Source organism: Nocardia sp. NPDC049149 (assembly GCF_043197455.1).
GTDB lineage: Bacteria > Actinomycetota > Actinomycetes > Mycobacteriales > Mycobacteriaceae > Nocardia.
This window is the reverse complement of the sequence record NZ_JBICTD010000011.1, coordinates 227,670-252,852: the sequence shown is the minus strand read 5'-3', so window position 1 is coordinate 252,852 and position 25,183 is coordinate 227,670. Positions and strand designations below refer to the sequence as shown.

General features: G+C 67.6%; 29 protein-coding genes and 1 riboswitch. Of the genes, 15 read left to right on the top strand and 14 right to left on the bottom strand.

The window, feature by feature from the left end; all coding sequences use genetic code 11:
• The first annotated feature begins 23 nt into the window (after positions 1-23).
• Positions 24-623, top strand: a complete 600-nt coding sequence (locus tag ACGFNJ_RS36415; RefSeq protein WP_393459118.1) for a DUF1772 domain-containing protein — start codon at positions 24-26, stop codon at positions 621-623.
• Positions 624-702: 79 nt separating this feature from the next.
• On the opposite strand, the gene ACGFNJ_RS36410 is transcribed toward ACGFNJ_RS36415, so the two are convergent.
• Complete coding sequence (locus tag ACGFNJ_RS36410) at positions 703-1,842, bottom strand: DUF6545 domain-containing protein (RefSeq protein ID WP_393459115.1); 1,140 nt, start codon at positions 1,840-1,842, stop codon at positions 703-705.
• Between the two features lie 3 nt (positions 1,843-1,845).
• Entirely contained in the window at positions 1,846-2,346 is a 501-nt protein-coding gene (locus ACGFNJ_RS36405) for a hypothetical protein (RefSeq protein WP_393459112.1), read from the bottom strand.
• A 219-nt stretch (positions 2,347-2,565) separates the two neighbouring features.
• Between ACGFNJ_RS36405 and ACGFNJ_RS36400 the strand changes: the two genes are divergently transcribed.
• Complete coding sequence (locus ACGFNJ_RS36400; protein ID WP_393459109.1) at positions 2,566-3,504, top strand: esterase/lipase family protein; 939 nt, start codon at positions 2,566-2,568, stop codon at positions 3,502-3,504.
• Positions 3,505-3,755: 251 nt separating this feature from the next.
• On the top strand, positions 3,756-6,311 hold the full coding sequence (locus ACGFNJ_RS36395; RefSeq protein ID WP_393459106.1) for an ATP-dependent Clp protease ATP-binding subunit: 2,556 nt from the start codon (positions 3,756-3,758) through the stop codon (positions 6,309-6,311).
• 250 nt (positions 6,312-6,561) lie between these two features.
• On the opposite strand, the gene ACGFNJ_RS36390 is transcribed toward ACGFNJ_RS36395, so the two are convergent.
• Both ACGFNJ_RS36390 and ACGFNJ_RS36385 read right to left on the bottom strand, forming a co-directional pair.
• Positions 6,562-7,359, bottom strand: a complete 798-nt coding sequence (locus ACGFNJ_RS36390) for an LLM class flavin-dependent oxidoreductase (protein ID WP_393459103.1) — start codon at positions 7,357-7,359, stop codon at positions 6,562-6,564.
• 82 nt (positions 7,360-7,441) lie between these two features.
• On the bottom strand, positions 7,442-7,708 hold the full coding sequence (locus ACGFNJ_RS36385) for a hypothetical protein (protein WP_393459100.1): 267 nt from the start codon (positions 7,706-7,708) through the stop codon (positions 7,442-7,444).
• A gap of 278 nt (positions 7,709-7,986) precedes the next feature.
• Between ACGFNJ_RS36385 and ACGFNJ_RS36380 the strand changes: the two genes are divergently transcribed.
• Positions 7,987-8,625, top strand: coding sequence for a VWA domain-containing protein (locus tag ACGFNJ_RS36380; protein WP_393459097.1), 639 nt, complete (start codon positions 7,987-7,989; stop codon positions 8,623-8,625).
• Between the two features lie 126 nt (positions 8,626-8,751).
• Here the strand turns inward: ACGFNJ_RS36380 and ACGFNJ_RS36375 are convergent, their stop codons facing one another.
• Positions 8,752-9,414 (bottom strand): response regulator, encoded by a 663-nt coding sequence (locus ACGFNJ_RS36375; RefSeq protein WP_393459094.1) that lies wholly within the window; start codon positions 9,412-9,414, stop codon positions 8,752-8,754.
• 10 nt (positions 9,415-9,424) lie between these two features.
• Complete coding sequence (locus ACGFNJ_RS36370; protein WP_393459091.1) at positions 9,425-10,870, bottom strand: sensor histidine kinase; 1,446 nt, start codon at positions 10,868-10,870, stop codon at positions 9,425-9,427.
• Positions 10,871-11,067: 197 nt separating this feature from the next.
• On the opposite strand from ACGFNJ_RS36370, the gene ACGFNJ_RS36365 reads away from it, so the two are divergent.
• Together ACGFNJ_RS36365 and ACGFNJ_RS36360 are read left to right on the top strand one after the other, a co-directional pair.
• Positions 11,068-11,955 carry an ABC transporter ATP-binding protein gene (locus ACGFNJ_RS36365; RefSeq protein WP_393459088.1) on the top strand — a complete coding sequence of 296 codons (888 nt, stop codon included), beginning with the start codon at positions 11,068-11,070 and terminating at the stop codon, positions 11,953-11,955.
• 1 nt (position 11,956) lies between these two features.
• Positions 11,957-12,802: an ABC transporter permease gene (locus tag ACGFNJ_RS36360; protein ID WP_393459085.1), complete on the top strand. Its 846-nt coding sequence runs from the start codon at positions 11,957-11,959 to the stop codon at positions 12,800-12,802.
• A gap of 90 nt (positions 12,803-12,892) precedes the next feature.
• On the opposite strand, the gene ACGFNJ_RS36355 is transcribed toward ACGFNJ_RS36360, so the two are convergent.
• Complete coding sequence (locus tag ACGFNJ_RS36355) at positions 12,893-13,513, bottom strand: TetR/AcrR family transcriptional regulator (RefSeq protein ID WP_393459082.1); 621 nt, start codon at positions 13,511-13,513, stop codon at positions 12,893-12,895.
• A gap of 164 nt (positions 13,514-13,677) precedes the next feature.
• On the opposite strand from ACGFNJ_RS36355, the gene ACGFNJ_RS36350 reads away from it, so the two are divergent.
• The 3 genes from ACGFNJ_RS36350 (at position 13,678) to ACGFNJ_RS36340 (ending at position 15,286) form a co-directional block, all read left to right on the top strand.
• Positions 13,678-14,325, top strand: coding sequence for an FMN-dependent NADH-azoreductase (locus ACGFNJ_RS36350; RefSeq protein ID WP_393459079.1), 648 nt, complete (start codon positions 13,678-13,680; stop codon positions 14,323-14,325).
• 1 nt (position 14,326) lies between these two features.
• A complete protein-coding gene (locus tag ACGFNJ_RS36345; protein WP_069165927.1) occupies positions 14,327-14,647 on the top strand; it encodes a multidrug efflux SMR transporter in 321 nt (106 codons plus the stop codon).
• A gap of 198 nt (positions 14,648-14,845) precedes the next feature.
• Positions 14,846-15,286 carry an OsmC family peroxiredoxin gene (locus ACGFNJ_RS36340; protein WP_393459076.1) on the top strand — a complete coding sequence of 147 codons (441 nt, stop codon included), beginning with the start codon at positions 14,846-14,848 and terminating at the stop codon, positions 15,284-15,286.
• On the opposite strand, the gene ACGFNJ_RS36335 is transcribed toward ACGFNJ_RS36340, so the two are convergent.
• The 4 genes from ACGFNJ_RS36335 to ACGFNJ_RS36320 all read right to left on the bottom strand — a co-directional run bounded on the left by ACGFNJ_RS36335 (position 15,283) and on the right by ACGFNJ_RS36320 (position 17,474).
• The gene (locus ACGFNJ_RS36335; RefSeq protein ID WP_393459073.1) at positions 15,283-15,849 is read right to left on the bottom strand and encodes a hypothetical protein; all 567 of its coding nucleotides are present in this window, start codon (positions 15,847-15,849) and stop codon (positions 15,283-15,285) included. The genes ACGFNJ_RS36340 and ACGFNJ_RS36335 overlap by 4 nt on opposite strands.
• Before the next feature lie 35 nt (positions 15,850-15,884).
• Positions 15,885-16,679, bottom strand: a complete 795-nt coding sequence (locus ACGFNJ_RS36330; protein ID WP_393459070.1) for a CbtA family protein — start codon at positions 16,677-16,679, stop codon at positions 15,885-15,887.
• A complete protein-coding gene (locus ACGFNJ_RS36325) occupies positions 16,670-16,864 on the bottom strand; it encodes a CbtB-domain containing protein (protein ID WP_039794710.1) in 195 nt (64 codons plus the stop codon). Before ACGFNJ_RS36325 ends, ACGFNJ_RS36330 begins: the two co-directional genes overlap by 10 nt.
• A 69-nt stretch (positions 16,865-16,933) precedes the next feature.
• Positions 16,934-17,090: riboswitch (cobalamin riboswitch) on the bottom strand.
• A 69-nt stretch (positions 17,091-17,159) separates the two neighbouring features.
• A complete protein-coding gene (locus tag ACGFNJ_RS36320) occupies positions 17,160-17,474 on the bottom strand; it encodes an antibiotic biosynthesis monooxygenase (RefSeq protein ID WP_069165930.1) in 315 nt (104 codons plus the stop codon).
• A 60-nt stretch (positions 17,475-17,534) separates the two neighbouring features.
• Between ACGFNJ_RS36320 and ACGFNJ_RS36315 the strand changes: the two genes are divergently transcribed.
• Positions 17,535-18,281, top strand: coding sequence for an alpha/beta fold hydrolase (locus ACGFNJ_RS36315; RefSeq protein ID WP_393459065.1), 747 nt, complete (start codon positions 17,535-17,537; stop codon positions 18,279-18,281).
• A 112-nt stretch (positions 18,282-18,393) separates the two neighbouring features.
• On the opposite strand, the gene ACGFNJ_RS36310 is transcribed toward ACGFNJ_RS36315, so the two are convergent.
• Entirely contained in the window at positions 18,394-19,290 is an 897-nt protein-coding gene (locus ACGFNJ_RS36310; protein ID WP_393459062.1) for an A/G-specific adenine glycosylase, read from the bottom strand.
• A gap of 90 nt (positions 19,291-19,380) precedes the next feature.
• On the opposite strand from ACGFNJ_RS36310, the gene ACGFNJ_RS36305 reads away from it, so the two are divergent.
• Together ACGFNJ_RS36305 and ACGFNJ_RS36300 are read left to right on the top strand one after the other, a co-directional pair.
• A complete protein-coding gene (locus ACGFNJ_RS36305) occupies positions 19,381-20,004 on the top strand; it encodes a carbonic anhydrase (protein WP_069165933.1) in 624 nt (207 codons plus the stop codon).
• A gap of 86 nt (positions 20,005-20,090) precedes the next feature.
• Positions 20,091-20,783: a hypothetical protein gene (locus ACGFNJ_RS36300; protein WP_393459059.1), complete on the top strand. Its 693-nt coding sequence runs from the start codon at positions 20,091-20,093 to the stop codon at positions 20,781-20,783.
• On the opposite strand, the gene radA is transcribed toward ACGFNJ_RS36300, so the two are convergent.
• Positions 20,780-22,192, bottom strand: coding sequence for a DNA repair protein RadA (gene radA, locus ACGFNJ_RS36295; protein ID WP_393459056.1), 1,413 nt, complete (start codon positions 22,190-22,192; stop codon positions 20,780-20,782). The genes ACGFNJ_RS36300 and radA overlap by 4 nt on opposite strands.
• Before the next feature lie 138 nt (positions 22,193-22,330).
• Entirely contained in the window at positions 22,331-23,089 is a 759-nt protein-coding gene (locus tag ACGFNJ_RS36290; RefSeq protein ID WP_393459053.1) for a hypothetical protein, read from the bottom strand.
• A 344-nt stretch (positions 23,090-23,433) separates the two neighbouring features.
• On the opposite strand from ACGFNJ_RS36290, the gene carD reads away from it, so the two are divergent.
• From carD to ispF, 3 genes are read left to right on the top strand one after another with little or no spacing between them, the layout of a single operon-like run.
• On the top strand, positions 23,434-23,922 hold the full coding sequence (carD, locus tag ACGFNJ_RS36285; protein WP_011206964.1) for an RNA polymerase-binding transcription factor CarD: 489 nt from the start codon (positions 23,434-23,436) through the stop codon (positions 23,920-23,922).
• A 2-nt stretch (positions 23,923-23,924) separates the two neighbouring features.
• Positions 23,925-24,650, top strand: coding sequence for a 2-C-methyl-D-erythritol 4-phosphate cytidylyltransferase (ispD, locus tag ACGFNJ_RS36280; RefSeq protein ID WP_393459050.1), 726 nt, complete (start codon positions 23,925-23,927; stop codon positions 24,648-24,650).
• Between the two features lie 14 nt (positions 24,651-24,664).
• Positions 24,665-25,132 carry a 2-C-methyl-D-erythritol 2,4-cyclodiphosphate synthase gene (gene ispF / locus ACGFNJ_RS36275; protein WP_393459278.1) on the top strand — a complete coding sequence of 156 codons (468 nt, stop codon included), beginning with the start codon at positions 24,665-24,667 and terminating at the stop codon, positions 25,130-25,132.
• The last annotated feature ends 51 nt before the right edge of the window (positions 25,133-25,183 follow it).

The window sequence follows — 25,183 nt, the reverse complement described above, 5'->3', positions numbered from 1 at the left end:
GGTCAGGTTTCACAGGAGGACACATGACCGCCGGACGAATCATCGCCTTGGCACTGGCCACGCTGGCCACGGGCTTGATCGCGGGTCTTTTTTACGGCTACGCCAACTCGGTGATGCCCGCGCTGAATCAGACCGACGATCGCACCATGATCGACGTGATGCAGAAGATCAACGTGGTCATCATCAACCCGGTGTTCATGATCGGGTTTCTCGGCACCGTCGGCTTCACGATCCTGGCGGCGGCGCTGCACCTCGGCAAGGATCAGCGCACCGTGCTGATCTGGATCGGTGTTGCGTTGGTGATCAACGTGATCGCATTCGCGGTCACCTCGGGGCTGAACGTGCCGCTGAACGATCAGCTGATGGCCGCGGGCGATCCCGCGCAGATCGGTGACCTGGCCGCCGTGCGTGCCGACTTCGAATCCAGTTGGGTCCGTTGGAACATCGTCCGCGCGGTGCTGCACACGCTGGCCTTCGTTGTGCTGTGCGGCGCGCTGTTCGCCTCGGGGGTGCAGCAGGGCAAGGTGAATGCCGCGAGCGGGTCGGCCGCCTCGGCCACGCAGGGCCAGTTCCCCGGTCAGCCGAGCGCCCAGTCGTACCAGCAGCCTTACCAGCAGCGCTAGCACCTACTGCTGCAGCCGCTTTCGCGACCCCGGAGCCCGCCCGACGTGAGTCTGGCGCGGCGGCCGGGGTCGCGGCCGTTCAGCGCCGTTGTTCGGCGGCCACGGCGGCACGGGCCGGGCCCCAGAGCTTCGCGAGCGCGGTGAGCTCGGCGATTTCGTCGTCGACGTCTTCCGCGGACGACGGCACGGTGACGGTGCCGCCCGCCGGTCGCTCGCCCCGCTGTTTGGCCGCGCAGGCCCGCGCGAGTCGAACGGCATAGTGCTCGAGTGCATCTCGGCCCGCATCGTCGGGCATCGTTGCGACGTCGGCCCTGTCGTACCGCGACAGGATCCGCAGGCAGTCGCGGATCTCGATCACCGTGCGATGCAGCAGGAATCGACTGCCGAGCCCGGTGTCCACCGGCCCGCCGTAAATGCATTCCGGGCACGCCGAGGTCAGGTCCGACCACAGCGGCAGCAACCTCCTGCGGCATCGGGCCGGATAGTCGATGCCGATCCGGGCCGCGAAGCGCAACCACACCGGGATCGCCGTGATCGCGGCGAACAGGATGAGCTGGTACAGCATGAAGTCACGGTCGGTGGCGATCTGAATCCTGGTGAAGACATTGAAGATGCCGAACGTCTGTTGCGTGCCGACGATCGGTCCCCACACGAAGCTGAGAATGTGGATACTCACCAGCCCGATACTCATCGCGGGTACCACGAGATCCCGCCGATCGGTGCTCGCCCGCAGCTCCACGATGGCGACCCGGACGAAGAGTATGTCCATCCAGACGATCAACGGGCACAGCGACATCCAAAAGCAGGACGCGAACCAGCCGACGTCTTCTTCGATCATGATGCCCGCTGCGCGGGCGCGACTGCCGAAGGCAAGCCCGACGCCGCAGCACACCAGTGCGACACCGAGCAGGGCCTGCGTCGAATATCGGGTGCCGAGGACGGATCCCAGCGTCACGATGGTCACGGCCGCCAACAGGATGAGCGCGCAGATCGCAAGTTGGAAGAGCAGGGCTTCCGATAGTCGTCCTGCCGAGGCAGACACCATCCAGTGCTGGAAGGTCGGCTCCCGCATCGCGGTCGCGCCGACGAGGCCCGCGAGTGCGAGATTGGCCCTGCGGTCGAGATAGGTCGCGCGGAATGCGACGACCCGCACCGCGGCCAGCGCAAGTGCCGCACCGATGACGAGCGCGGAAAGCGCTGTCGGCCAGGAAGAGTGCACCGCTCAGTCGTGGAAAAGCACGCGCCGCAGCGGTGATTCCGACGTCGCGGTCCGCGCGGCGGACATGATGATCGAGGCGAACAACTCCGCCTGTTGTTCGGCGAGATCGTCGTAGTCGCCACGATGCAGCACCCGAAGCACCGTCGCCGGATTCACGTTGGGGAACAGGATCCGCACCGCGGCGTCCATCGCGTTGGCCGGCTGCCGCCCACCGTGTTTGAGCAGCAGGTGCCCGATTTCGTGCAGGATGATGTGGTCGGCGTGATATTCCGAGCCCGTCGCGTCGTAGGCGATCACCACGTCGTCGGCGCGTTCCAGCACGAGCCCGCATGGCAGTTTTCCCGCCGTGTCCGCCTCGAGCGGGATCAGCCGAATTCGCTTGTGCACCAGCGCCGCGACCTGTTCGAGCAGGGTGGTCCGATCCCACGAGCGCGGCACCGCGAGCGTCCGCACCAGCTGGTGGACCTGCTCGGTCGCCGGATCTCGCTGTCTGAAATGCACCATGCCTCTTTGTTCGGCTGCCGGGTCGCGATTTCGGTGTCTGCGACGTAGCGGGGCGTCGTAGACGAAACTTTACCGGCCGATCGGTGGCTCCATCATGCGATGGTTCGCGGCATTCCGCACGAGGTTGCCCAAGCCGCAGCGACTTTCGCGACTCGACCCCGGCCAGGTAGCCGCCTGCGGTAGTTTTCTGCAACACGTTCTAGATTCTGGAGGCTACCCGTGCGGCATATTCCGGGCCTTTCCCTTCTCGTCATCCTGATCGCCGCGCTGTGCACGACCACCGCGAGCCCCGCACGCGCAGAGCTACCGGTCGACTACAACTTCTTCGCGGGCATCCCGAACGAGCTGCTGCATCCGGGTGGCTCGCTACCGGGCACCAACGACTGGTCGTGCCGCCCGAGCGCCGAGCATCCGAACCCGGTGGTCCTCGCGCACGGCACCGGCGGTGGCGCACAGACGAACTGGGGTGTGTACGCGCCCCTGCTCGCCAACGAGGGCTACTGCGTGTACTCGACCACCTACGGCGCCTACGACCTGCCGTGGCCGATCTCAGCCATCGGCGGCATGCTTCCGATGGAGCAGAGCGCCCCGCAGTTCGCCGCGTTCGTGGATCGGGTGCGCGCCGCGACGGGCGCCGACCGGGTCGACATCATCGGACACTCGCAGGGCAACTTCATCGGCAACTACTTCATCAAGCGGCTCGGCGGCGCCGACAAGGTGGACAAGATGATCGCCCTCGCACCGCCGTGGCTCGGCTCGGACGTCGCAGGCATCGCCGAGGTCGCCGCGTACAGCCAGCGGCTCGGCGCTGGACCTGCCTTCGACGCCGTCATGGGCTCGTTGTGCAAGGCGTGCCGTCAGGTGGTCGCCGGGTCGGACTTCGTCAACGCGCTCAACGCCGACGGCGTCTATCACCCGAATATCACCTACACGAACATCGCGACCCGCCTCGATGAGCTCGTCGTGCCCTACACGTCGGGCCTGGTACCCGGCCCGAACGTCACCAACATCGTCGTCCAGGACGGCTGCGGCCAGGACTTTTCCGAACACGCAGGCATCGCGGGCAGTCCACGCGCCGCGACCTTCGTCCTCAACGCTCTCGATCCGGCGCACCCGAGGCCGGTGCCGTGCCGTTTTATCCCGCCGTTCACGGGGTAACAGCTGAGCACTGTTCGCTGAGGGCAAAACCCGAGTTGAAACGAATCCGGGAACGCCCACGTTATGAGTGAATGACCGTGCTGACGCCGGTCGCCAATAGGGTGGACTGGCGGCGGCAGCATTCCCTGCCAACTAGAGTGGAGGCGGGGGCCGCAACCCCCGGGCTTCATGGCAGGCTGACGCCCACGGTTGTTACACAGCACACTGCGGCGTCTGTTGCCAGAATGTCGGAGCAGGAGAGTGAGGGAGCGATGTTCGAGAGGTTCACCGACCGCGCGAGGCGTGTCGTTGTCCTGGCCCAGGAAGAGGCCCGGATGCTCAACCACAACTACATCGGCACCGAGCACATCCTGCTGGGGCTGATCCATGAGGGTGAGGGTGTCGCGGCCAAGTCGCTGGAATCGCTCGGCATTTCGCTGGAGGGCGTGCGCAGCCAGGTGGAGGAGATCATCGGTCAGGGCCAGCAGGCTCCGTCCGGTCACATCCCGTTCACCCCACGGGCCAAAAAAGTCTTGGAGCTGAGCCTGCGCGAGGCGCTGCAGCTCGGCCACAACTACATCGGCACCGAGCACATCCTGCTCGGTCTCATCCGCGAGGGTGAGGGCGTCGCCGCGCAGGTGCTCGTCAAACTGGGCGCCGATCTCAACCGGGTGCGTCAGCAGGTCATCCAGCTGCTGTCCGGGTACCAGGGCAAGGAGCCGGTCGAATCCGGCTCCCGCGGTGAGGCGGGCACGCCGTCCACCTCGCTGGTGCTCGACCAGTTCGGCAGGAACCTGACCCAGGCCGCGCTCGAGGGCAAGCTCGACCCTGTCATCGGCCGCTCGAAGGAAATCGAGCGCGTCATGCAGGTGCTGAGCCGCCGCACCAAGAACAACCCCGTGCTGATCGGCGAGCCCGGTGTCGGTAAGACCGCCGTTGTCGAGGGCCTCGCGCAGGCCATCGTCAATGGCGAGGTTCCCGAAACGCTGAAGGACAAGCAGCTCTACACCCTCGACCTGGGTTCCCTGGTCGCGGGCAGCCGCTACCGCGGTGACTTCGAAGAGCGCCTGAAGAAGGTGCTCAAGGAGATCAACACCCGCGGCGACATCATCCTGTTCATCGACGAGCTGCACACGCTCGTCGGCGCGGGTGCTGCCGAAGGCGCCATCGACGCGGCCTCGATCCTGAAGCCGAAGCTGGCCCGCGGTGAGTTGCAGACCATCGGTGCGACCACCCTCGACGAGTACCGCAAGTACATCGAGAAGGACGCCGCGCTGGAGCGCCGGTTCCAGCCGGTCCAGGTCGGCGAGCCGACGGTCGAGCACACCATCAACATCCTCAAGGGTCTTCGTGACCGCTACGAGGCGCACCACCGGGTTTCCATCACCGATGGCGCACTCGTTGCCGCGGCGACCCTGGCCGACCGCTACATCAACGACCGGTTCCTGCCGGACAAGGCGATCGACCTGATCGACGAGGCCGGTGCGCGGATGCGCATCCGTCGCATGACCGCACCGCCGGACCTGCGCGAATTCGACGACAAGATCGCCGATGCGCGCCGGGAGAAGGAAAGCGCGATCGACGCGCAGGACTTCGAGAAGGCCGCGCGGCTGCGCGACAAGGAGAAGCAGCTCGTCGCCAAGCGCCAGGAACGCGAAAAGCAGTGGCGTTCCGGTGATCTGGATGTGGTGGCCGAGGTCGACGACGAGCAGATCGCGGAGGTGCTTGCCAACTGGACCGGCATCCCCGTCTTCAAGCTCACCGAGGAGGAGACCACCAGGCTGCTCCGCATGGAGGACGAGCTGCACAAGCGGATCATCGGCCAGGAGGATGCCGTCAAGGCCGTCTCCAAGGCGATCCGCCGCACTCGGGCCGGCCTGAAGGATCCGAAGCGTCCGTCCGGCTCGTTCATTTTCGCCGGCCCGTCCGGTGTCGGTAAGACCGAGCTGTCCAAGGCGCTGGCGAACTTCCTGTTCGGCGACGACGACGCGCTCATCCAGATCGACATGGGCGAGTTCCACGACCGCTTCACCGCGTCGCGGCTGTTCGGTGCCCCTCCCGGGTACGTCGGCTACGAAGAGGGCGGCCAGCTCACCGAGAAGGTGCGCCGCAAGCCGTTCTCGGTCGTGCTGTTCGACGAGATCGAAAAGGCACACCAGGAGATCTACAACACCCTGTTGCAGGTCCTCGAAGACGGTCGTCTCACCGACGGCCAGGGTCGCACGGTCGACTTCAAGAACACCGTGCTGATCTTCACCTCGAACCTGGGTACCTCGGACATCTCCAAGGCGGTCGGCCTGGGCTTCACCCAGTCCAACGCCGAGGGTTCGAACTACGAGCGGATGAAGCTCAAGGTCAACGACGAGCTGAAGAAGCACTTCCGCCCCGAGTTCCTCAACCGCATCGACGATGTCATCGTCTTCCACCAGCTCACGACCGATCAGATCGTGCAGATGGTCGACCTGATGATCGGCCGCGTCGCCAAGCAGCTGAAGAACAAGGACATGGAGATCGAGCTGGCCCCGCAGGGCAAGGCGCTGCTGGCCAAGCGTGGCTTCGACCCCGTGCTCGGTGCCCGGCCGCTGCGCAGGACCATCCAGCGCGAGATCGAGGACCAGCTCTCGGAGAAGATCCTCTTCGGCGAGATCGGCCCCGGCCAGACCATCGTGGTCGACGTCGAGGGCTGGGACGGCGAAGGCTCCGGCGAGGACGCCAAGTTCACCTTCACCGGCAAGGCGAAGCTGACCAAGGCGGACAAGACCGAGGAGAAGCCCGAGGTCGTGCTGACCGGTGCCGCGGAAGGCACCGCGGAGGCCGCAGGCGAGTAAACGCCCGCTCCCGCTGGGGGAGGGTAAGTGACGAGAACGGCCCACTCCCAACGGAGTAGGTGAGGAACGACGAAATCAGCCCGCTTCCTTCGGAAGCGGGCTGATTTCTCTGCTGAGCCGCAGCTGTGTCCCGCTCGCCAGCGGAAACCGAGTCCACCGGGACCCTCGCGAGGTTCCACAGATCTTGTCCACTGTTCACAGCAGCTCCAGCCTCTGTGAACAGTGCGAAGGCTCTGTGATCCCACCGGACCTAAACGCGGAGGCGGGCGAGGACGGGGGCGAAGGGGGTGGCGAGTTCGCCGGGGATGATCAGCTCGTCGATTCCGTACTTCTCCCTTCGGGTTTCGAGTGTTTCGATGGCGGTGGTGGGGTCGGCGTCTAGGACGCCTGCCGCGCCTACTGCGCGTAGGCCTTCGGCGGTCAGGCCCATGCGGGCGCTGGTCCAGTAGGGGAGCTGGTCGCCGATGCCGACGAGCTGGTGGCTGAATGCGATGGTGCGGTCGGTGTTGTCGCGGACGATGCGGACCATCTCGGCCAGTTCCGCCTCGGTGGCCTGCGGGCCTGCGGCGAGCAGGATGCGGTCGGCGTATTCGGCTGCGGCGGCGAGCATGCGCGGGCCGTTGGCGGCCACGATCACCGGCGGCGCCGGGTCGACCTGAGCGCGGACGGCGGCGACGGTGGCTGCCACCTGTGCACGGCGCTCGGCAGCGGAACTCCAAGGCATGCCGAGGCGTTCGGCCTCCGAGCTCGCATCCGGGCGTCCCGAGCCGACTCCGAGTTCGAAGCGGCCGTCCGAGAGCAGTTGCAGCGCAGCGGTTTCCCGGACGGTCGCGGCGGCGGTGCGCAGCGGAACGGCAAGTACGTTGGGGCGCAGGCGGATCGTGGTGGTCACGGCGGCCGCGGCGGCCAGCGTCGGGAACGGCGAGGGGGTGTAGAGCGTGTCCGGCAATAGGATGGTCCGGTAGCCCTGCTGTTCGGCGTCGCGCACGGCGGTGGCCCACTCGGCGCCGGAGCGCGGGGTGAGGACGATACCGAATGTCATGCTCATGGTGGTGATCTCCGGGTGTCGAAAGTGCGCCGCCGTCGGGAGATCCGACGGCGGTCGGCGAGGCATCAGGTGGTCGGGAGCATCAGCTCTTGGCGGGGCGCTTGGGCTCGCGCAAGACCGCGAGCCTGCTGCGGTACTGGTCCTCGGTGATCTCGCCCTTGGCGAAGGCGGTGCGCAATGCGCCGATACCGCTCTGGTGCCCGGCGAACCGCCTGCGCGCGAAGAACACCACGGCGAGGAAGCCGATCCAGAACAGCAGCGGGAAGATCCAGAAGAACGGCCACGGGTGCCAGCCGTCGTAATGGTCGGCGAGAAACGTCATCGCCTCGGGTTGGGTGAAAATGGTCATGCTGAAAGCGTGCGCCGAGCGCCCCTGTCCAGGCATCGGTCGAGCGTCGCTCTTCCCCGTACGCCTCGACGCGTACGGTGCCCGGGGTTTGCTGCTGCACGGTGGCGCGGCCTCGCCGCGGGTGCCGAATTGTTGCTAGGCGAGTCAACGGTCGGGCGAAGCAGCGGGTGTTTCCGGTGACGGGAGCACCGCGGGCGATCGCCTTAGCGGACACCGATCGATGTTTCCTGGCGCGAGTACGTTGGATGTGGTTCACCGAACCGACACTGGGGGTGCTCATGACGAATCCAGATCTGACATTGATTGCCGTACTGCTCGACCGTTCCGGGTCGATGCAGTCGATCAAGACCGATACCGAGGGCGGCTTCGCCGCGTATCTCGAAAAGCAGCGCGAGCAGCCGGACGGCGTCGAGGTGACCCTCGCGCAATTCGACAACGAATACGAATGCGTCTACGCGAACCGTCCGATCGAGCAGGTGCCGCCGCTCGACCTGCAGCCGCGCGGGATGACCGCGCTGTACGACGCCGTCGGCAGGCTCGTCACCGACGTCGGCGCCGAGCTGGCGAAACGGCCCGAGCAGCAGCGGCCGGGCACCGTCATCGTCGTGGTGCTCACCGATGGCCACGAGAATGCCAGCAAGGAATGGACCCATACTGCGGTGAAATCGCTGATCACTCAGCAGCGTGAGGTGTACAGCTGGAACTTCCTTTTCCTCGGCGCCAACATGGACGCGGTCACGATCGGCAGCGAAATGGGCTTCGACCCGCGCCAGTCGATCACCTATGCGGCTGCACCCCAAGGTGTTTCAGGGGTATTCCGGTCTGCGGCCAGCTATTCGGCCCGGCTGCGCAGCGGCGGCCCCGCCCCCGCCGGATTCACCGACGCGGAGCGCGAACAAGCCAACCCCGGCACCTGACCGAACCGAAATCCGCACCCCTTCTGTGGATCCGCACTGGTTCTGAGCGCCCAGAAACGGTGCGGATCGACAGAACCGGTGCGGATTTCGCTTGTCGGCCCCGAGGCGGCCGCAATCCGGTGGCGGTTACTGCCAGCCGGGGCGTACCAGGCCGGATTCGTAGGCCATCACGACCAATTGGGTGCGGTCGCGGGCGCCGAGCTTCATCAGGATGCGGCTGACGTGGGTTCGGGCGGTGGCGGGGCTCATGAACAGCCGGTCGCCGATTTCGGCGTTGGTGAGGCCCTCGGCGACCAGCACCATCACCTCACGTTCCCGCTCGGTGAGCTCTGAAAGGGTCGCGGGCGGCGGTGTTTTGGCGTGTGCGGAGAATTCGGCGATGAGGCGGCGGGTGACGCCGGGGGACAGCAGCGCGTCGCCTGCCGCGACCACGCGAACGGCCCGGACCAGGTCGGCGGGCTCGGTGTGCTTCACCAGGAAACCCGTTGCGCCGGAACGCATTGCCTCGAAGACGTACTCGTCGAGCTCGAACGTGGTCAGCACCACCACCTTCACGTCGGCGAGCTTGGCGTCTTCCGCGATCATGCGGGTGGCGGCGAGCCCGTCCAGGATCGGCATCCTGATGTCCATCAGCACGACGTCCGGGGTGAGGCTGCGGGTCATCCGCACGGCCTGTTCGCCGTTGTCCGCCTCGCCGATCACCTCGATGCCGTCCTGGGCCTCGAGCAGCGCCACGAAACCGCCGCGCACCAGCGCCTGGTCGTCGGCCACCAGGACCCTAATGCTCATCGTGAAACTCCTAACGGCTGCCAGGGGCGCTCGGCTGTTGTGTCGCCGCGTCGCCGGGCCGGATCTGGCGCACATTGTCGGGTCGCGGCGAGGTGTCTGCGTCGGATCGACTCGGCGCAGGGGTGCGCTCGCTCTGTTCGAGCGGGCGCAGCGGCAGCCTGGCCGCGACCCGGAATCCGCCGCTCGGGCGCGGACCGGCGGTGAGGGCGCCGCCGAGGGCATGGGTGCGCTCGCGCATGCCGATGATCCCATTGCCGCCGCTGGTGCCCGACCGGGTCGCCGTCGAGGTCGGGCGGGAATTGTCGACGGTGATGTCGACCGATTGCGCCGCGTAGCGCACCGTCACCGTTGCCTCCGCGCCTGGCGCGTGCCGCACCACATTGGTCAGCGATTCCTGGATGATCCTGGCCGCCGCGACATCGATGACGCTCGGCAGCTGCTGGGGCGTGCCGATGATCTTGGTGCCCACCGACAATCCGGCGCCACGGGTGCGCTGGAGCAGCGCGTCCAGATCGGCGATGCTCGGTGCGGGCGTCCGCGGCGCCGCGGGCCGCGGCGGCTCCTCGACGGGATCGGCACCGGCACCACGGGTCCGGTCGTCCTCGGCCGGAATACACTCGGCGCCTGCGGAATTGCGACCGACCCAGCCGCGCCCGCGGCGGCGGCTGCCGCGCTGGGCGTCGGCGGGTGGGTCGTCGGGAAACTCGGTGTCGGCGAATTCCTCGTCCGCACTCTCGGATTCGCCCGCCACCGCGCCGCCGGTGCGGATCGAATGCAACAGGGTGTGCACCTCGGCGAGGGCGTCGCGGCTTGCGGTCTTGATCGCATCCAGCGCGGTGGCCGCCTGCTCCGGCTTCTTGTCGAACAGTTCGAGCGCCACCGAAGACTGCACATTGATCAGCGAAAGACTGTGCGCGAGTACGTCGTGCAGCTCGCGGGCGATGGCCAAGCGTTCTTCGCTGGCCCGCCGCTCCCGCTGTGCTTCCTCGTCTCGGCGCGCGGCCTCGGCCCGCTGCCTGCGCGCCACCAGCACGACATTGCGCTGCCGAATCCCCTCCACCACCGCGAGCAGCACGGTGAGCCAGGCCATCAGCGCGAACACCTGCCACACATTGGCGCCGCGCCCGAACAATTCGGGCACCGGCCAGACCAGCACGAGATAGCCGATCGGCACGAGCGGGTATGTCCACCAGCGTGATCCGGTGCTTGCGGCCGTGAGGAAGGCGATGACGAGCGAGAAGAAGATCGGCCCGTAGCCATAGCCGAGCGCAAGGTAGGCGATGCAGGCGCCTAGCGCGACCAGCAGCACCGGAATCGGCTTGGCTCTGCGCCAGATCAGCGCTACCGGACCGGCAAGTAGTAGCAGGTAGCCGAGCACATCGAGCGAGTTGTCGCCCATCCTCATGTTCGCGAATGTGCCGCCGACGATCTGCAGCGCGGCCACCACAAGTGCCACGCCCCAGTCCCATCCAAGCGAGCTTCGACTCGCAATGCCTGCCCTCACCCTCAGCAGCCTATTCGGATCGCGCCGCGATCGGCGTCCGCCTCGCTACGTATTACTCAGGTAAGGCATTCGCGTAAGCCGCGTTACGTACCTGTGCGATGGTCGCGCGGCGGATGTGGCGGGGTGGGGCGGCGGCGGATTCTCGATGCATGAAAGATTCGATCGTGGTCACCCGAGGGCTGACCAAACGCTATGGCGCGAACACCGCGGTCGACGGCGTGAGCATGCGCGTCGCGGCCGGCGAGATCTACGGGTTCCTCGGTCCCAACGGGGCGGGCAAGACGACAACGCTGCGGATGCTCGTCGGGCTCATCCGCCCGAGCGCGGGCAGCGCGACGGTGGCCGGGCACGTGCCCGGCGACCCGGACGTGGTCCGCAAGCTCGGCGTCCTCATCGAGGGCCCCGGCTTCTACCCCTATCTTTCCGGCCGGGACAACCTGCGGGTGCTGGCGAAATATCGCGGGATCGGCCGGACCGACGTCGAGGACGCGCTGGACCGGGTCGGTCTCGCCGCCCGCGCCGACGACAAGTTCCGCACCTACTCCCTCGGCATGAAACAGCGTCTCGGTGTCGGCGCCGCCCTGCTCGGCAGGCCGGATCTGCTGATCCTGGACGAGCCGACCAACGGCCTCGACCCACAGGGCATGGCCGAAATGCGGGAGTTGATCACCACTCTGGCCGATGACGGGCACACCGTGCTGCTGTCGAGTCACATGCTCAGCGAGGTGCAGGAGATCTGCGACCGCGTCGGCGTGATCTCGCGGGGTCGGTTGATCGCCGAGTCCACCGTCGCGGAATTACGCGGCGCCTCTTCACTTTTGCTTCGGGCCGAGCCGATGGAGGTGGCATTCCCGGCGGTACGCGGGGTCGTCGGCGACGCATTGCTGACCTCCGGCGGCATCCGGATCGAAGCGGGGGACGGCACCGCGGCGGCGGTGGCTCGCGCGGTCGTCGAGTCCGGCGCGGACCTGCTCGAGCTGCGGCTCGACGAAAAGTCCTTGGAAGAAGTGTTTTTCGAAATGACGGGCGGACAATGACATGAAAGACCTGATCGCCAGCACGCGAGCGGAGGCACTGCGACTGCGCAAGTGGCCCGCGTTCTGGATCATTCTCGGCACCTGGATTCTGCTGAATCTCACCTTTTCGTATCTGTTCAATTATCTCGCCTACACCTCGGGCGAGTCGGGTCGGATGTCCAACGGACTGCCGAAAGACCAGCTGCTGCAGCAGATGTTGCCTGCCGCGGTGCCCGGCGTGTTCACCCAGGGCATGGCGATGTTCGGCGGTGCGCTGATGCTGGTGCTCGGCGCGCTGGCCACCGGAAGCGGCTACGGCTGGGGCACCTGGAAGACCGTGTTCACGCAGGGACCATCGCGGAGCACCGCGGTCGGCGGTGTCGTGGTGAGTCTGGTGGTTGTCGTGGTCGGGCTGGTGCTCACCGCGTTCGTCGTCGACATCGGGGTGGCGTCGGTGATCGGGCTGACGCAGGCGCAGTCGCTCGCGTTGCCGACGGTGAATCAGTCGGCGCTCGGAATCCTGACGGGCACGGCCATTCTCGCCATGTGGACGCTGGCGGGCGCGCTGATCGGGGTGATCGCCCGTGGGCCTGCGCTCGCGGTCGGTCTCGGCCTGGTGTGGGTGCTGGTGGTGGAGAACCTGCTGCGCGGCGTCGCGGCGATCTTCGCGCCGATCAAGGTGCTCACCGATCATCTGCCCGGCACGGCCGCCGGGTCGATGGCCGGGGCGATGCGGACGGTCGGTGCAGGCACGCCCGGCGTGCTCGACATCCTGTCCCGCACCGAGGCGCTGGTGGTGTTGGCGATCTACATCACGCTGTTCGTCGCAGGCACCCTGTGGTTGATGCGCAGGCGTGATCTGGTCTGACCGTACGAGGGCAGTCCGAAACCGTTGGCAGAAGTCTGCCAACGGTTTTCGGCGTCGACTGGCAACAATCCGATTCGTTCGGTCGCAGCGCTAACCGGCGCGATCCGACGATGCGGTGCCGAGCACTCCGTGTGCGAGGAGGCGCAGTGCGTCCGAGATCTGGGCCGAGGTCAGTCCTCGGCTGCGCTGCTGCTGATATACCTCGGCCGCGAGCGGAGCAAGCAACGGATCGATGAGCGCGTCCGGGTCGCGAATCCCGGCCGCCTGCAACAGCGTTCGCACATGGACGGACCAGAATCCGTACGCACCGGTCGCGAACCGCGCCCCACCGGTTTCCGCGCCGAGCGCCAAATAGGCGTGCGCGTCCAGCAATTCGACCATCGCGGCGTAGAAGGCGGCCAGCCGTTCGGCGGGCGGTGCGCCGGGCCCGAGCGGCGGTTCGCCGCCGATCAGCTGTTCCTGCAGCGCTCGTTCGTGTTCGTCGAGCAGGGCGACGGCGATCGAATTCGTGTCCGGATAGCGGCGATACAGCGTGCCGCGCCCGACGCCTGCGGCCTTGGCGATGTCGTCCATGGTCACCGTGCGCGGATCGCGGGCGGCGAACAGCTCGACGGCCGCGGCGAGCACCTTGGCCCGGTTGCGCGCTGCGTCCGCGCGCTCGGGCGGCGCCACAGGTGCCGGACCGCCGAGCAGGTCATGGTGGCTGGTCATGGTGCCGACTGTACCCGATTTCCGAAAGAAGTGGACATGCTGTCCAGTTGTCGCTACAGTCGGTCTCGGCACTAAGTGGACATGACGTCCATTTGTGTCGAGGGGTCGTCCGCCCCACGGTCGGCGCCGCCGACCAGCTGGAAACCGCAGAGTGAGGCCTGATCATGACCACGTTGTTGCACCTGGACGCGAGCGCACGCAGCCGTTCGATCAGCCGGGAGCTGAGCACCGCCTTCGCCGACGCATGGCGCGCGGCCAACCCAGAGGGTGGCTACCGGTACCGCGATCTCGCGGCCGAACCGGTGCCGTTCATCGGCGAGGCGTGGACCGAACTGTGCGACGCGGTGCTCGCGCTCGGTAGCACCGATCCTTATCGGCTCGGTGAGCTGGTGGATACGCCGGAGCAGGCCGCGGCATGGGCGATCGTCGAGCCGTTGCTCGCCGAGGTGCTAGCGGCGGACGTCATCCTGATCGGCACCCCGATGTACAACTACTCGATTCCGGCCGCACTCAAAGCATGGCTGGACCAGATCACCTTTCCCCGAATGTCCTTGGGGCACCGTCGGTTCGTCGTGGCGACTGCCCGCGGCGGCGCCTACTCGCCCGGCGCGCCGAAGGCCGCCTACGACTATCAGGAGCGGTATCTGCGCGACTTCTTCGCCGGCCATTTCGCCGTCGAGGACACCGTTTTCGTCAACGCCGAGCTGGCCAACGCGCGACAGGATCCCGCGCTTGCACACCTGCGCGGCAAGCACGACGAGTCGTTCGCGAACGCCGTGGAAACGGCGCGTCGACTCGCGAAGGAGTACTGAAATGAACTGGGTTGTCTTAGGTCTCGCAGGCCTGGTCGAGATCGTCTGGTCGCAGAGCATCAAGCCGACGGAGAACTTCACCCGCCTGTGGCCGACCGTCCTCTGCTTCGTGCTCGGCGTCACCGCGGTGTACCTGCTGTCCAGGGCGATGCAGACGCTGCCGGTCGGCACGGCATACGCGATCTTCACCGGGATCGGGGCGGTCGGCGCTATCGGCCTCGGCATCGTGCTCAACAAGGACCCGCTCAGCGTCGGCCGTGCGCTGGCGCTGTCGATGATCGTCGGCGGCATCGTGCTGGCCAGGGTCACCAACCCCGAATAGTCACCGACGCAGCGCGACAAGTGATTTCGCGGGCACTCGGGCAGCTCGCCAGGCACGGGCAACACCCGTCGACGGCCCAGCTGCCCCTGGGTGTCGATGTTGCTAAGCCTGCACTCGAGTCCGACGCTGAGACGCGGCTACGCCGACTGGCTAGGCTCGGTCTGCACCTTCACATCGATTTTCAGCGAAAGGATTGTGATGCCTACACGTACCGCGCGTACTGCCTGGACCGGCACTCTGCAGGAGGGTTCCGGGCAGGTCGAGCTGGCCAGTTCCGGTGTCGGCAAGTACGACGTGTCGTTCCCGAAGCGGTCCGCCGAGGACGCCGACGGCACCACCAGCCCGGAGGAACTGATCGCGGCGGCGCACTCGTCCTGCTACGCGATGGCGCTGTCCGCCCAGATCGGCAACGCGGGCGGCACCCCGGAGAGCCTGGACGTCGAGGCTGACGTGACCCTCGGTCCCGACCCGGCGGGCGGCTTTCGGATCAGCGGCATCAAGCTGACCGTGCGCGGCAAGGTCTCCGGCATCGACGCCGACGCGTTCGCCGCCGCGGCCGAGGCCGCCAAGGCAGGCTGTCCGGTCAGCAAGGCCCTCGCCGGCGTCGACCACATCACCCTCGACGCAGCGCTCGCCTAGTTCGACGCATGGCTTTCCGAATGCCCGGTTTCTCCCGCGAGGAGCCGGGCATTCGGCTTTGCGAAATAGGCACGGGCCGCCGGGTGGTACATCGCGGGGACGGCCACCAGGACGGCGACGATATGCACCGCGCGGAAGACGCCGATCACCGCGGATTCGGCGGTGACGTTCGCGAACAGGTCGCCGAATTTGTCGGCGGACAGCAGCGCGGCGAGCGGTTCGATGATCAGCGAGGCCAGGCCGATCACGCCGATGCCGAAGGTCAGCAGGAGCCGAGCCCAGCGCGCGCCCTTGGCCATTCGGATCGCGACCAACAGCACCACCAGGTAGATGCCGAGCCGGACGGCGAATCCGGTGGCCGGGTCGGCCACCACGACGTCGTCGCGCTCCAGCAGCCGCGCGGTCTGCACGATGGCCTCGGCGACGCCCGCGAGCAGGGCGACGACCAGGCCGGCGAAGGCGACGCGGACCGCGCGCGGCGGTCGGTGGCCTGCGGCGGCGGTGCGGTCAACGGTGCCCGAACGATGCGATGCGGGCCATAACGAAAAGGCAGTGCCGGTCATGACACCGACACTGCCCTTCGAATTCCGGATCCGGATCAGCCCGCGGTAGCGATCGACTCTCGTACCGGAGTATCGGTGCGCGAGGTGAATTCGGTGAGCGCCGCGAATCCGAGGGCCAGGCAGGCCCACAGCGTCGCGGTCTCGGCCAGGGACGCCACCCGGAACTGCCACAGCAGGCTGGCCGGGAAGTCCGCCTTCACCTCGTTCACGCCGGGCAACAGGATGTAGCCGACCGCCGTGACGAGCACGAACGCGCCTACCCCTGCGATCAGTCGCAGCGTGCTCAGCTGGGCACGCAGCAACTTGTAGACGTACACGCCCGCGCCGACGGCCGCGAGGCCGAGCAGCACCGCCGCGACCCACAGCAAGGTGCGTTCGTTGATGGTCTCCGGATCGCCCACCGCAGGAGGGTTCGCCGGATATTTGAAGAACGGGACCGCCACGATCGCCGCCCAACCGCCGAGGCCGAGCGCGAGCGCGAGCCGCGGTCCGGACAGCGCGGTGAAGCGGCGCGCGAAATGCGCCACCGAGGCGAAGATCGCGCCGAGCGCCAGGCCCGCGAGGCCGAGCGCGAGGAACTGCCCAGCCTTCTGGCCGGTGCGGCTGACCAACGGTTCTTCTTCGTCGCCGTGCGAATGTCCGCCCGCCGCTTCCGGTTCCGCGCCTGGCGCGTGCTCTGCTGCCGCGGCACCGGCTTCCTCGATGGCGATGGCGGCATCGACCTTCGGTTCGCCGACGAAGTAGCCGACGGACGCGGCGAGCAGGCCCGCGATGAGTCCGGCGAGTAAGCCGCGCAGCAGTAGGGTTTTCAGCGATCCGATCAGTGGCACGGAAGCCCCAGCAGGTGGCGCCCGTCGTGCATCAGCTCATGCAGATACATCCCGCTGCGCGAGATGACGCCCTGGTCGAAGCCGACCAGGTACAGCGTGAGCAGTGCCAGCAGTACGACACCTACCGTGACGAGCACAGTGGCGAGTGAATCGGTTGCCCGGCTCGGCGAATGCGCGATGGCCATAGCGAGTTCCTCCCAGGGATGCGCGCGACCGGACGTTCGTCCGCTCAGGCGCTTTCCGCGTCCCATGTCGAGTGGTCACCGCGAAGGTGCCGGTGTCTGGCTTTCCGGCACCCGAGTACTGGGTGCGTGGAACACAGTGGCGCGACCGCTCCGGAATCACACCGGAATTACCGCATCACCCTCGCGTTTTGTCCTTCGAACTGTGACACCTGCGTGCACCCGACGTCAATACGACGGATGATCGACGCGCCACGGGGCCGGGCGCGGCGAGCGGTGGACTCGGTCGGCCGTTCGCTCAGGAGGCCGACTTCGGCGCGACGTCGATCGCGACCTCGAATTCGAGCAGCGACGCCCCGGTGGAGACCGGCTTTGGCCGCTCGCCCGCGTGTGCCGCTTGCCCGGTGCCGTCCCGCCACGCCTCGAAGGACTCCTGCGAATCCCATTGGGTGACAACAAAGTACCGGGTCTCGCCGGCGACCGGACGGAGCAGCTGGAAACCGAGGAACCCCGGCGAGCCCTCGACCGCGTGCGCCCTGGCCGCGAACCGCTTCTCCAGCTCTTCCCCCGCGCCTTCGGGAACCTCGAGCGCATTGATCTTCACAACAGCCATGCTGACCAAGCTAATGGTTGCCGCGAACCGGTCTGTCGGGGACTCGTATTGTCGAGGTTGATGTTGTATGACGAAGGCGGCACCGGCGCGCCGATTCTGCTGCTGCACGGGCTGATGGGCAGCGCGCGAACTTGGCGCGATCAAGTGGGTTGGCTGCGCGAATACGGCCACGTCTACACCTTCGACGCCGCGGGGCACGGCCGTCCTGCTCCCGCGGAGCTGACCACCGAGGCCTTCGTCGCCGACCTGGCGGCCGCGACCGCGGACATCGCTGAGCCGATGGTCGTCATCGGACATTCGATGGGCGCGCTGCACGGCTGGGTCTTCGCCGCCACTCACCCCGCGCGGGTGCGTGCGCTGGTGGTCGAGGACATCGCCCCGGATTTCACCGGCCGCACCGCGGCCAACTGGGCCGCGATGATCGAGGCGTGGCCGCAGCCGTTCCCGGACGCGGCCGCCGTGCTCGACTTCTTCGGACCGGTCGCAGGCCGCTACTTCTTGAACTCGTTCGAGCACGGCCCGGACGGTTACCGGCTGCACGGCTCGGTCGCCACCTTCCGCGACATCTCCGAGGAATGGGGCAGCCGCGACTTCTGGCCGCAGTGGCAGGCCGTGCGCGTGCCCGCCCTGCTGCTCGAGGGCGAGCACACCATCACCCCGCCGGGGCAGATGCGCAAGATGGCGGAAATTCACCCCGACGCCGAACACGTACTCGTCTCCGGCGCAGCCCATCTCGTGCACGACGACCAGCCCGAGCGCTACCGCGCCGAAGTCGAACGCTTCCTCCGCCGCGTGCTCAGCAGCTAGGCCCTGTGTCGAAGCCCCTGGGGCCGAACGCATCCGACTTGGGCTGCGACACGAGCCCTGGTCGCCCGGCAGGCGAAGCAGCGGTGGGCGAACTGATGCCACCTCGGCCGAGTCAGGTCGCGGAGCCGCCTTCACCCGCGAGGGCGAACAGGCCTTCGGAGGTTTGCTCGATGAGCCCGTCGACCAGCAGCGAATCCAGCGCGCGGTCGCGCTGGCCTGGGTCGCGCGTCCACGCGAGGTCGAGGCGAACCCGTTCGACCGGTCCGGTCGCCCCGCGCAGCACATCGAGCAGGCGGCCGCGCGCCTGGCGATCGGTGCCCTCGTATTTCTGGGTGCGGCGCACCACCTCGGTGACGGGACGCCCCGCGGTGACCCAGGCGCAGGTCGGCAACGGACAGCGGGCGCAGTCCGGGGTGCGGGCGGTGCACACCGTCGCACCGAGCTCCATCAGCGCGGCCGAGAACACCGCGGCACGGTCGATCCGGCGCGGCAGCAGTGCCTCGGTCTCCGGCAGGTCCCGCGACGACGGGTTGCCCGCCTCCGCACGACCGTGCACCGCGCGAGCGACCACCCGGCGCACATTGGTGTCGACCACCGGAACCCGTTGCCCGTAAGCGAAACACGCGACCGCCCGCGCCGTGTACGCCCCGATGCCGGGCAGGCTCAGCAGCACATCGACATCGGTGGGCACCTCGTCGCCGTGCTCGGCGGCGAGCACCCGTGCGCACTCGTGCAGCCGCAGCGCCCGCCGCGGATAGCCGAGCTTGCCCCACGCCCGCAGCACATCGGCCTGCGGCGAGGCCGCCATCGCCGAGGGCACCGGCCAGCGCGCCACCCAGTCCCGCCAGATCGGCTCGACTCGGACCACCGGCGTCTGCTGCAGCATGATCTCGCTCATCAAGATCTGCCACGCGGTCACGCCCGCCCGGCGCCACGGCAGGTCGCGCGCGCTCTCCGCATACCAGTCGAGCAACACGTCCGCATCGATGCTGTTCGGTGCTTTCCTCACACTTCCTGCCCTACTGTCTGCGCTCGGTATTTGCGGACCCGTAACCAAACGGACTCGCTGGTAACTCGAGCCATGTGCACAATGGCTGGTATGCCTGATTCCAATCCGATCAGCGCCTGGAAGTCTTTGCGCGAAGGCAATGATCGCTTCGTCAACGGCACGCTGCTGCATCCTAGCCAGGGCGCCGCCGACCGGGCCAAGCTCGTCAGCGGCCAGCATCCGTCCGCGATCCTCTTCGGTTGCGGTGACTCCAGGGTCGCCGCCGAGTTGATCTTCGACCAGGGCCTCGGCGACATGTTCGTCGTGCGCACCGCGGGCCACGTGGTCGACAGTTCGGTCCTCGGCTCGATCGAATACGGGGTGCAGGTGCTCGACGTGCCACTGATCGTGGTGCTCGGGCACGACAGCTGCGGCGCCGTGAAAGCGACCATCGACGCCCTCGACGGCGGCGAGGTGCCCGGCGGATTCATTCGCAGCGTGGTCGAGCGGGTCACGCCCTCCATTCTGATCGGCCGCCGCGAGGGCCTGTCCACCGTCGACGAGATGGAGGCCAGGCACGTGGTCGAGACGAGCAGGCTGCTCATGCAGCGGTCGATGATCATCTCGCAGCGGGTCGCGACCGGTGAATGCGCGATCGCCTGTGTGACATACAAGCTCGCCGAGGGCAAGGTGAAGCTGCAACGCGTCGTCGGCAACATCGGCGAGCTCGCCTGACCGGGCCAGGCAGCGTTTCCGCAGGGCACAGCCGACACGCCGTGGCCCTGAGTCGTTGCGCCAGGCGCTGCCTTTACCGTTGAGGCGTGCTGGAACCGAATGGACCGCTGCCACCGGAGATCTATTGGCGTCGTCGTGCATTGGCGATCGGCGCTCTGGTGGTGGCGCTGGCGCTGGTGATCTGGCTGGTGCTGACGGTCTCCCGCGGCGGTAACTCGCCGGGTGACTCGAAGCCCGTCGCGGCCGGTTCGTCGACGTCGGCGCCGAGCAAGGCGGCCGATGGTTCGACGGCAAAGCCGGCGGGCACCGGAGAATCCGAGGCGCCCAAGTCCTCGACATCCGGCAGTGCGACGGCGACACCGAGCGGCACCACCACCGCGGCGGCTGGGCAGTGCCCCGATCAGTCGCTCGCGGTGAAGGTGACGATCGAGCAGCCGACCTACAAGGTCGGCGAGCAGCCGGTGTTCTGGATCGTGATCACCAACATCTCGCAGGCGGCGTGCGCGCGGGACATGGGCTCGGGCCTGCAGCAGGTCTCGGTGTGGACGCTGGACGGTCAGCGGCGGCTGTGGTCGAGCGCCGACTGCTACCCGGACGGTCAGCCCGACGTGCGCACCCTGAACCGCGGTGAACAGGCGAGCTTCACCGTCACCTGGTCCGGCTCCACCTCGCAGCCGAACTGCGCGGGCGACCGAGTCCAGGTCCCGCCCGGCGCGTACAGCGTTGTGGCACAAATGGGTTCGGTCCGCAGCTCGATCGAGCCCTTCAATTTGGCCTAGAAGTCCGGAGCCACTTCTTTTTCTTCCTTCGACGCGCGCTTCTTGCGCGTGCCTGTGATGCGCAGGGCCGCGCTGACATCGGCGACCTCGCGAATCTTCATGCCGCCGCGCTTGAGTGGCGCGTAACCCGGCGGCACCAGCGCGGTGGTGAAGCCCAGCCGCTCGGCCTCGGCCAGTCTGCGTTCGAGCCCGGTCACTTTGCGCACCTCGCCGGCCAGGCCGACCTCGCCGAGGATCACCCAGCCCGCCGGAATCGCGACCTCGGAATTGGCGCTGGCGATGGCGAGCGTGACGGCCAGGTCGGCGGCGGGCTCGAGCAGGCGCATGCCGCCCACCGTCGCCGCGTAGATATCGGACTTGCCGATGAACACCTTGCCTCGGCTCTGCAGCACGGCGAGCACCATCGCGACCCGGTTGTAGTCGAGGCCGCTGACCGCGCGGCGCGGATTCGGGATCTCGGTCTCCACCGTCAGGCCCTGCACCTCGGCGACCAGCGGCCGCTTGCCGTCCATCGCCACGGTGACCGCGGTGCCAGGCACCGAGTCGGTGCGGTGATGCAGGAACAGACCCGACGGGTCGTCCACACAGGCGATGCCGTCCTCGTGCAGCTCGAAGCAGCCGACCTCGTCGGCGCTGCCGAAGCGGTTCTTGATGCCGCGCACCATGCGCAGCGTCGAGTTCTTGTCGCCCTCGAACTGCAGCACCACGTCGACGAGGTGTTCCAGCGTGCGCGGGCCTGCCACATTGCCGTCCTTGGTGACGTGCCCGACCAGCAGCACGGCGATCCCGCTCGCCTTGGCCAGCGAGGTCAGCGCGGCGGTCACCGCACGCACCTGGGTGACGCCGCCGATCACGCCGTCCACCTCGGGCGCGAGCATGGTCTGCACCGAGTCGACCACCAGCAGCGTCGGCCGCACCTGCTCGACATGGCCGAGCACGATCGACAGATCGGATTCCGCTGCCAGATACACCCTTTCGTGTACCGCGCCGGTCCGATCCGCACGCAGCCGCACCTGTCCCGCCGATTCCTCCGCGGTCACGTACAGCGCTTTCGAGTCCTGCGCCCGCGCCCACCGATGCGCGACCTCGAGCAGCAGCGTCGACTTGCCGACGCCTGGCTCGCCGGACAGCAGCACCACCGAGCCGGGCACCACGCCGCCGCCGAGGACCCGGTCGAGCTCGCTGACACCGGTCGACTTGGCCCTGGTGATCTGGGAGTCGATGCTGGAGATCGGGGCGGCGGCCGTGCTCGGCAGCATCGCGCGCCGTGCGGGTGCGCCTGGCCCCGCCGACGCGACGGCCACCTCGTCGACGGTGCCCCACGCCCCGCAGTCCGGGCACTTGCCCACCCACTTGGCGACCTCGTGCGTGCATGCTGAGCACCGGAAAATCGACTTGGTCTTGGCCACACGCGCACCTTACGTACCGCAACCGACAACAAGCGTGCGCGTGGCCGCGTCGGGCCGAGCGACACCCCCGCCGGATAAGCGAATGGCTGCCGCACCGTTGGTGCGACAGCCAGTCAGCCGTTCAGGGGGCTGGACGCCTCAGTGCCCGCCGGACTTCTTCGGCTCGGCCTCGGACGCGCCGGACTTGTCGGACTGGTGCCGCTCGGCGACGGGTCCCGCGTCGACCGGGACCTGGACCTGGACGGTGCCGTTCTGCTTGAAATTGAACGAAACGTTGTAGGTGAGGCCGGGGGTGATGTCCTTGGTCAGCCCGGTGATCTCGATCAGGATCGGGTTGCTCTCGGGATCCTCGGCGGTTGCCGACTCGGTGCCGTGCGCGGCGGACGTCGGCGCGGCGGCCGAGGTCGGCGCGGCGGGCGACGCCGGTGCGGTCGAGGTCGGCGCCGCGGCGGGGCCGTGCGAATCGTGCGTCGGCGCGCCCGGCTTCACCGGCTCGGATGCCGCGACAACGGTCCGCTGCGGCGCGAGCTCGACCCTGGACTTGCCCGCCGCCGGGGTGATCTTCACGGTGCCGAGATCGGAAGTGATGCTGGTGAGCTCGTCGGCGACGGACGGGCTGTTGTTGATGATCGACAGCGCGATGAGCGCCTTGCCGCCCTTGGTGTTGGTGTAGTCGCTGCCCGGCTCGTGCGGCAGCACGATGTGCACGTTGCGCAGCGCGATCTTGCCGACGTCGGCGTGATTGCCGTTGATCGCGGCGACCTGATCCGCGGTCTGCGAGATCTGACCCGCACTGCAGCCGGACAGTGCGATTGCCGCGCCGGCGGCGAGTGCGGCAACCGGCACCATGCGACGTCGCGCCTTCTTCAGGGCGGTCACAGCTTTCAGGGCAGTCACGGGTTGTCCCTCCATGTCGACCGGGCTCTTCTCCACAAGGGAGAGTAATAACTAGGGAGCGTAGTAGTTCGTGCAATCGACCGGGCGCGGGGGCTCGCGACTCGCGGGCGGTAGGTAACAGCTTGGTCGAGCGGCCGGCCGATTGCGGACGTGCTGCCAGCGCTGTTCGCAAGTCGGTGTGCGGGCGGTGCCGAGAGGTAACCCGTTCTGGCACAACGTAATGCACACCGACCCGGTCTTGTCAAGCCCCACGGTTGCCTCGTTGTGGCCCTGACCTGCACAGTTGATCGCGCCGTTACCGAGTCGCATGTTAAACTGTGAACATCGAAAGGGGCACGGGACACATGATTTTTAAGGTCGGAGACACCGTCGTTTACCCCCACCACGGAGCGGCGCTGATCGAAGCTATAGAGACTCGCACCATTAAGGGTGAACAAAAAGAGTATCTGGTCCTGAAGGTCGCCCAAGGCGATCTGACTGTTCGGGTTCCCGCTGAGAACGCCGAATACGTCGGCGTGCGTGACGTCGTCGGCCAGGAGGGTCTCGATCGAGTCTTCCAGGTGCTGCGCGCGCCGCATACGGAGGAGCCGACCAACTGGTCCCGCCGTTACAAGGCCAACCTGGAGAAGCTCGCCTCCGGCGATGTGAACAAGGTGGCCGAGGTCGTGCGTGACCTGTGGCGTCGGGAGCAGGATCGCGGCCTGTCCGCCGGTGAGAAACGAATGCTCGCCAAGGCCCGCCAGATCCTCGTCGGTGAGCTCGCGCTCGCTGAGGGCACTGACGATGGCAAGGCCGAGACGCTGCTGGACGAGGTCCTCGCCGCGGCTTCCTGACCGTGAAAAATTTCGACAACGGTGCTCGTCTCACTGACGAACCCGTCGTTGCTTTGGTGCCTGCCGCCGGTCGCGGCGTCCGCCTGGGTGAAGCCACACCCAAGGCGTTCGTCCCGGTCGGCGGCAGCCCTATGGTCCGGCTCGCTGTCGAAGGCTTGATCGCCTCCGGCGCGGTCGACCGGATCATCGTTATGGTTCCCGCCGAATTCGTCGAGAGCGCCGTTGCCCTGCTGCCGCCTTCGGATTCGGTACACGTGGTCGTCGGCGGCGCCGAACGCATCGACTCGGTGCGGGCAGGTATCGCCGCCGCACCCGAGGCCGCCTACTTCCTGGTGCACGATGCCGCGCGCGCCCTCACGCCACCCGAGCTGATCGCCCGGGTCGCGAAGGAACTGCGCGCAGGTCATCTCGCCGTGGTGCCCGCGCTTCCGGTCGCCGACACCATCAAGTCGGTCGACGCGGCAGGTGCGGTCACCGGCACACCGGACCGCGCGCAATTGCGCGCCATTCAAACTCCCCAGGGTTTTTCGGCCGAATTGCTGCGCTCGGCCTATCTGAGCGAGGGCGTACAGGCCACCGACGACGCGGGGCTGGTCGAATTGCTCGGCACTCAGGTGCGAACAATTCCCGGCGACCCGCTGGCTTTCAAGATCACCACACCGCTGGATCTGTTGCTCGCACACGCGGTGCTCGACGGTGCCGATCTCCGCAAGGCGGTTGCGCCATGAGCAATTCCCTCGATATGCGGGTCGGCATCGGCAGTGACGTGCATCCCATCGAACCGGGCCGTCCCTGCTGGATGGCGGGCCTGCTGTTCGACGGCGACGACGGCTGCGCGGGCCATTCCGACGGTGACGTCGCCGCGCACGCGCTGTGCGACGCGCTGCTCTCCGCGGCCGGGCTCGGCGACCTCGGCTCGGTATTCGGCACCGATCGCCCGGAATGGGCAGGCGTCTCCGGCGGCGCCATGCTGAAGGAAGTGCGCAGGCTGCTCGGCGAGGCAGGCTTCGAGATCGTCAACGCCGCGGTCCAGGTGATCGGCAATCGACCCAAGATCGGGCCGCGCCGCGCCGAGGCCCAGCAGGTACTCGGCGACCTGCTCGCCGCCCCGGTCTCCGTTTCCGGCACCACCACCGACGGCCTCGGACTCACCGGCCGCGGTGAAGGCATCGCGGCGATAGCAACCGCTCTGCTACGCGGCTGTCGCTGACCCAGCCCCGTCGGGCCGAAGCCGGTCCGTGAACAGCCGTCTCTACCAGCT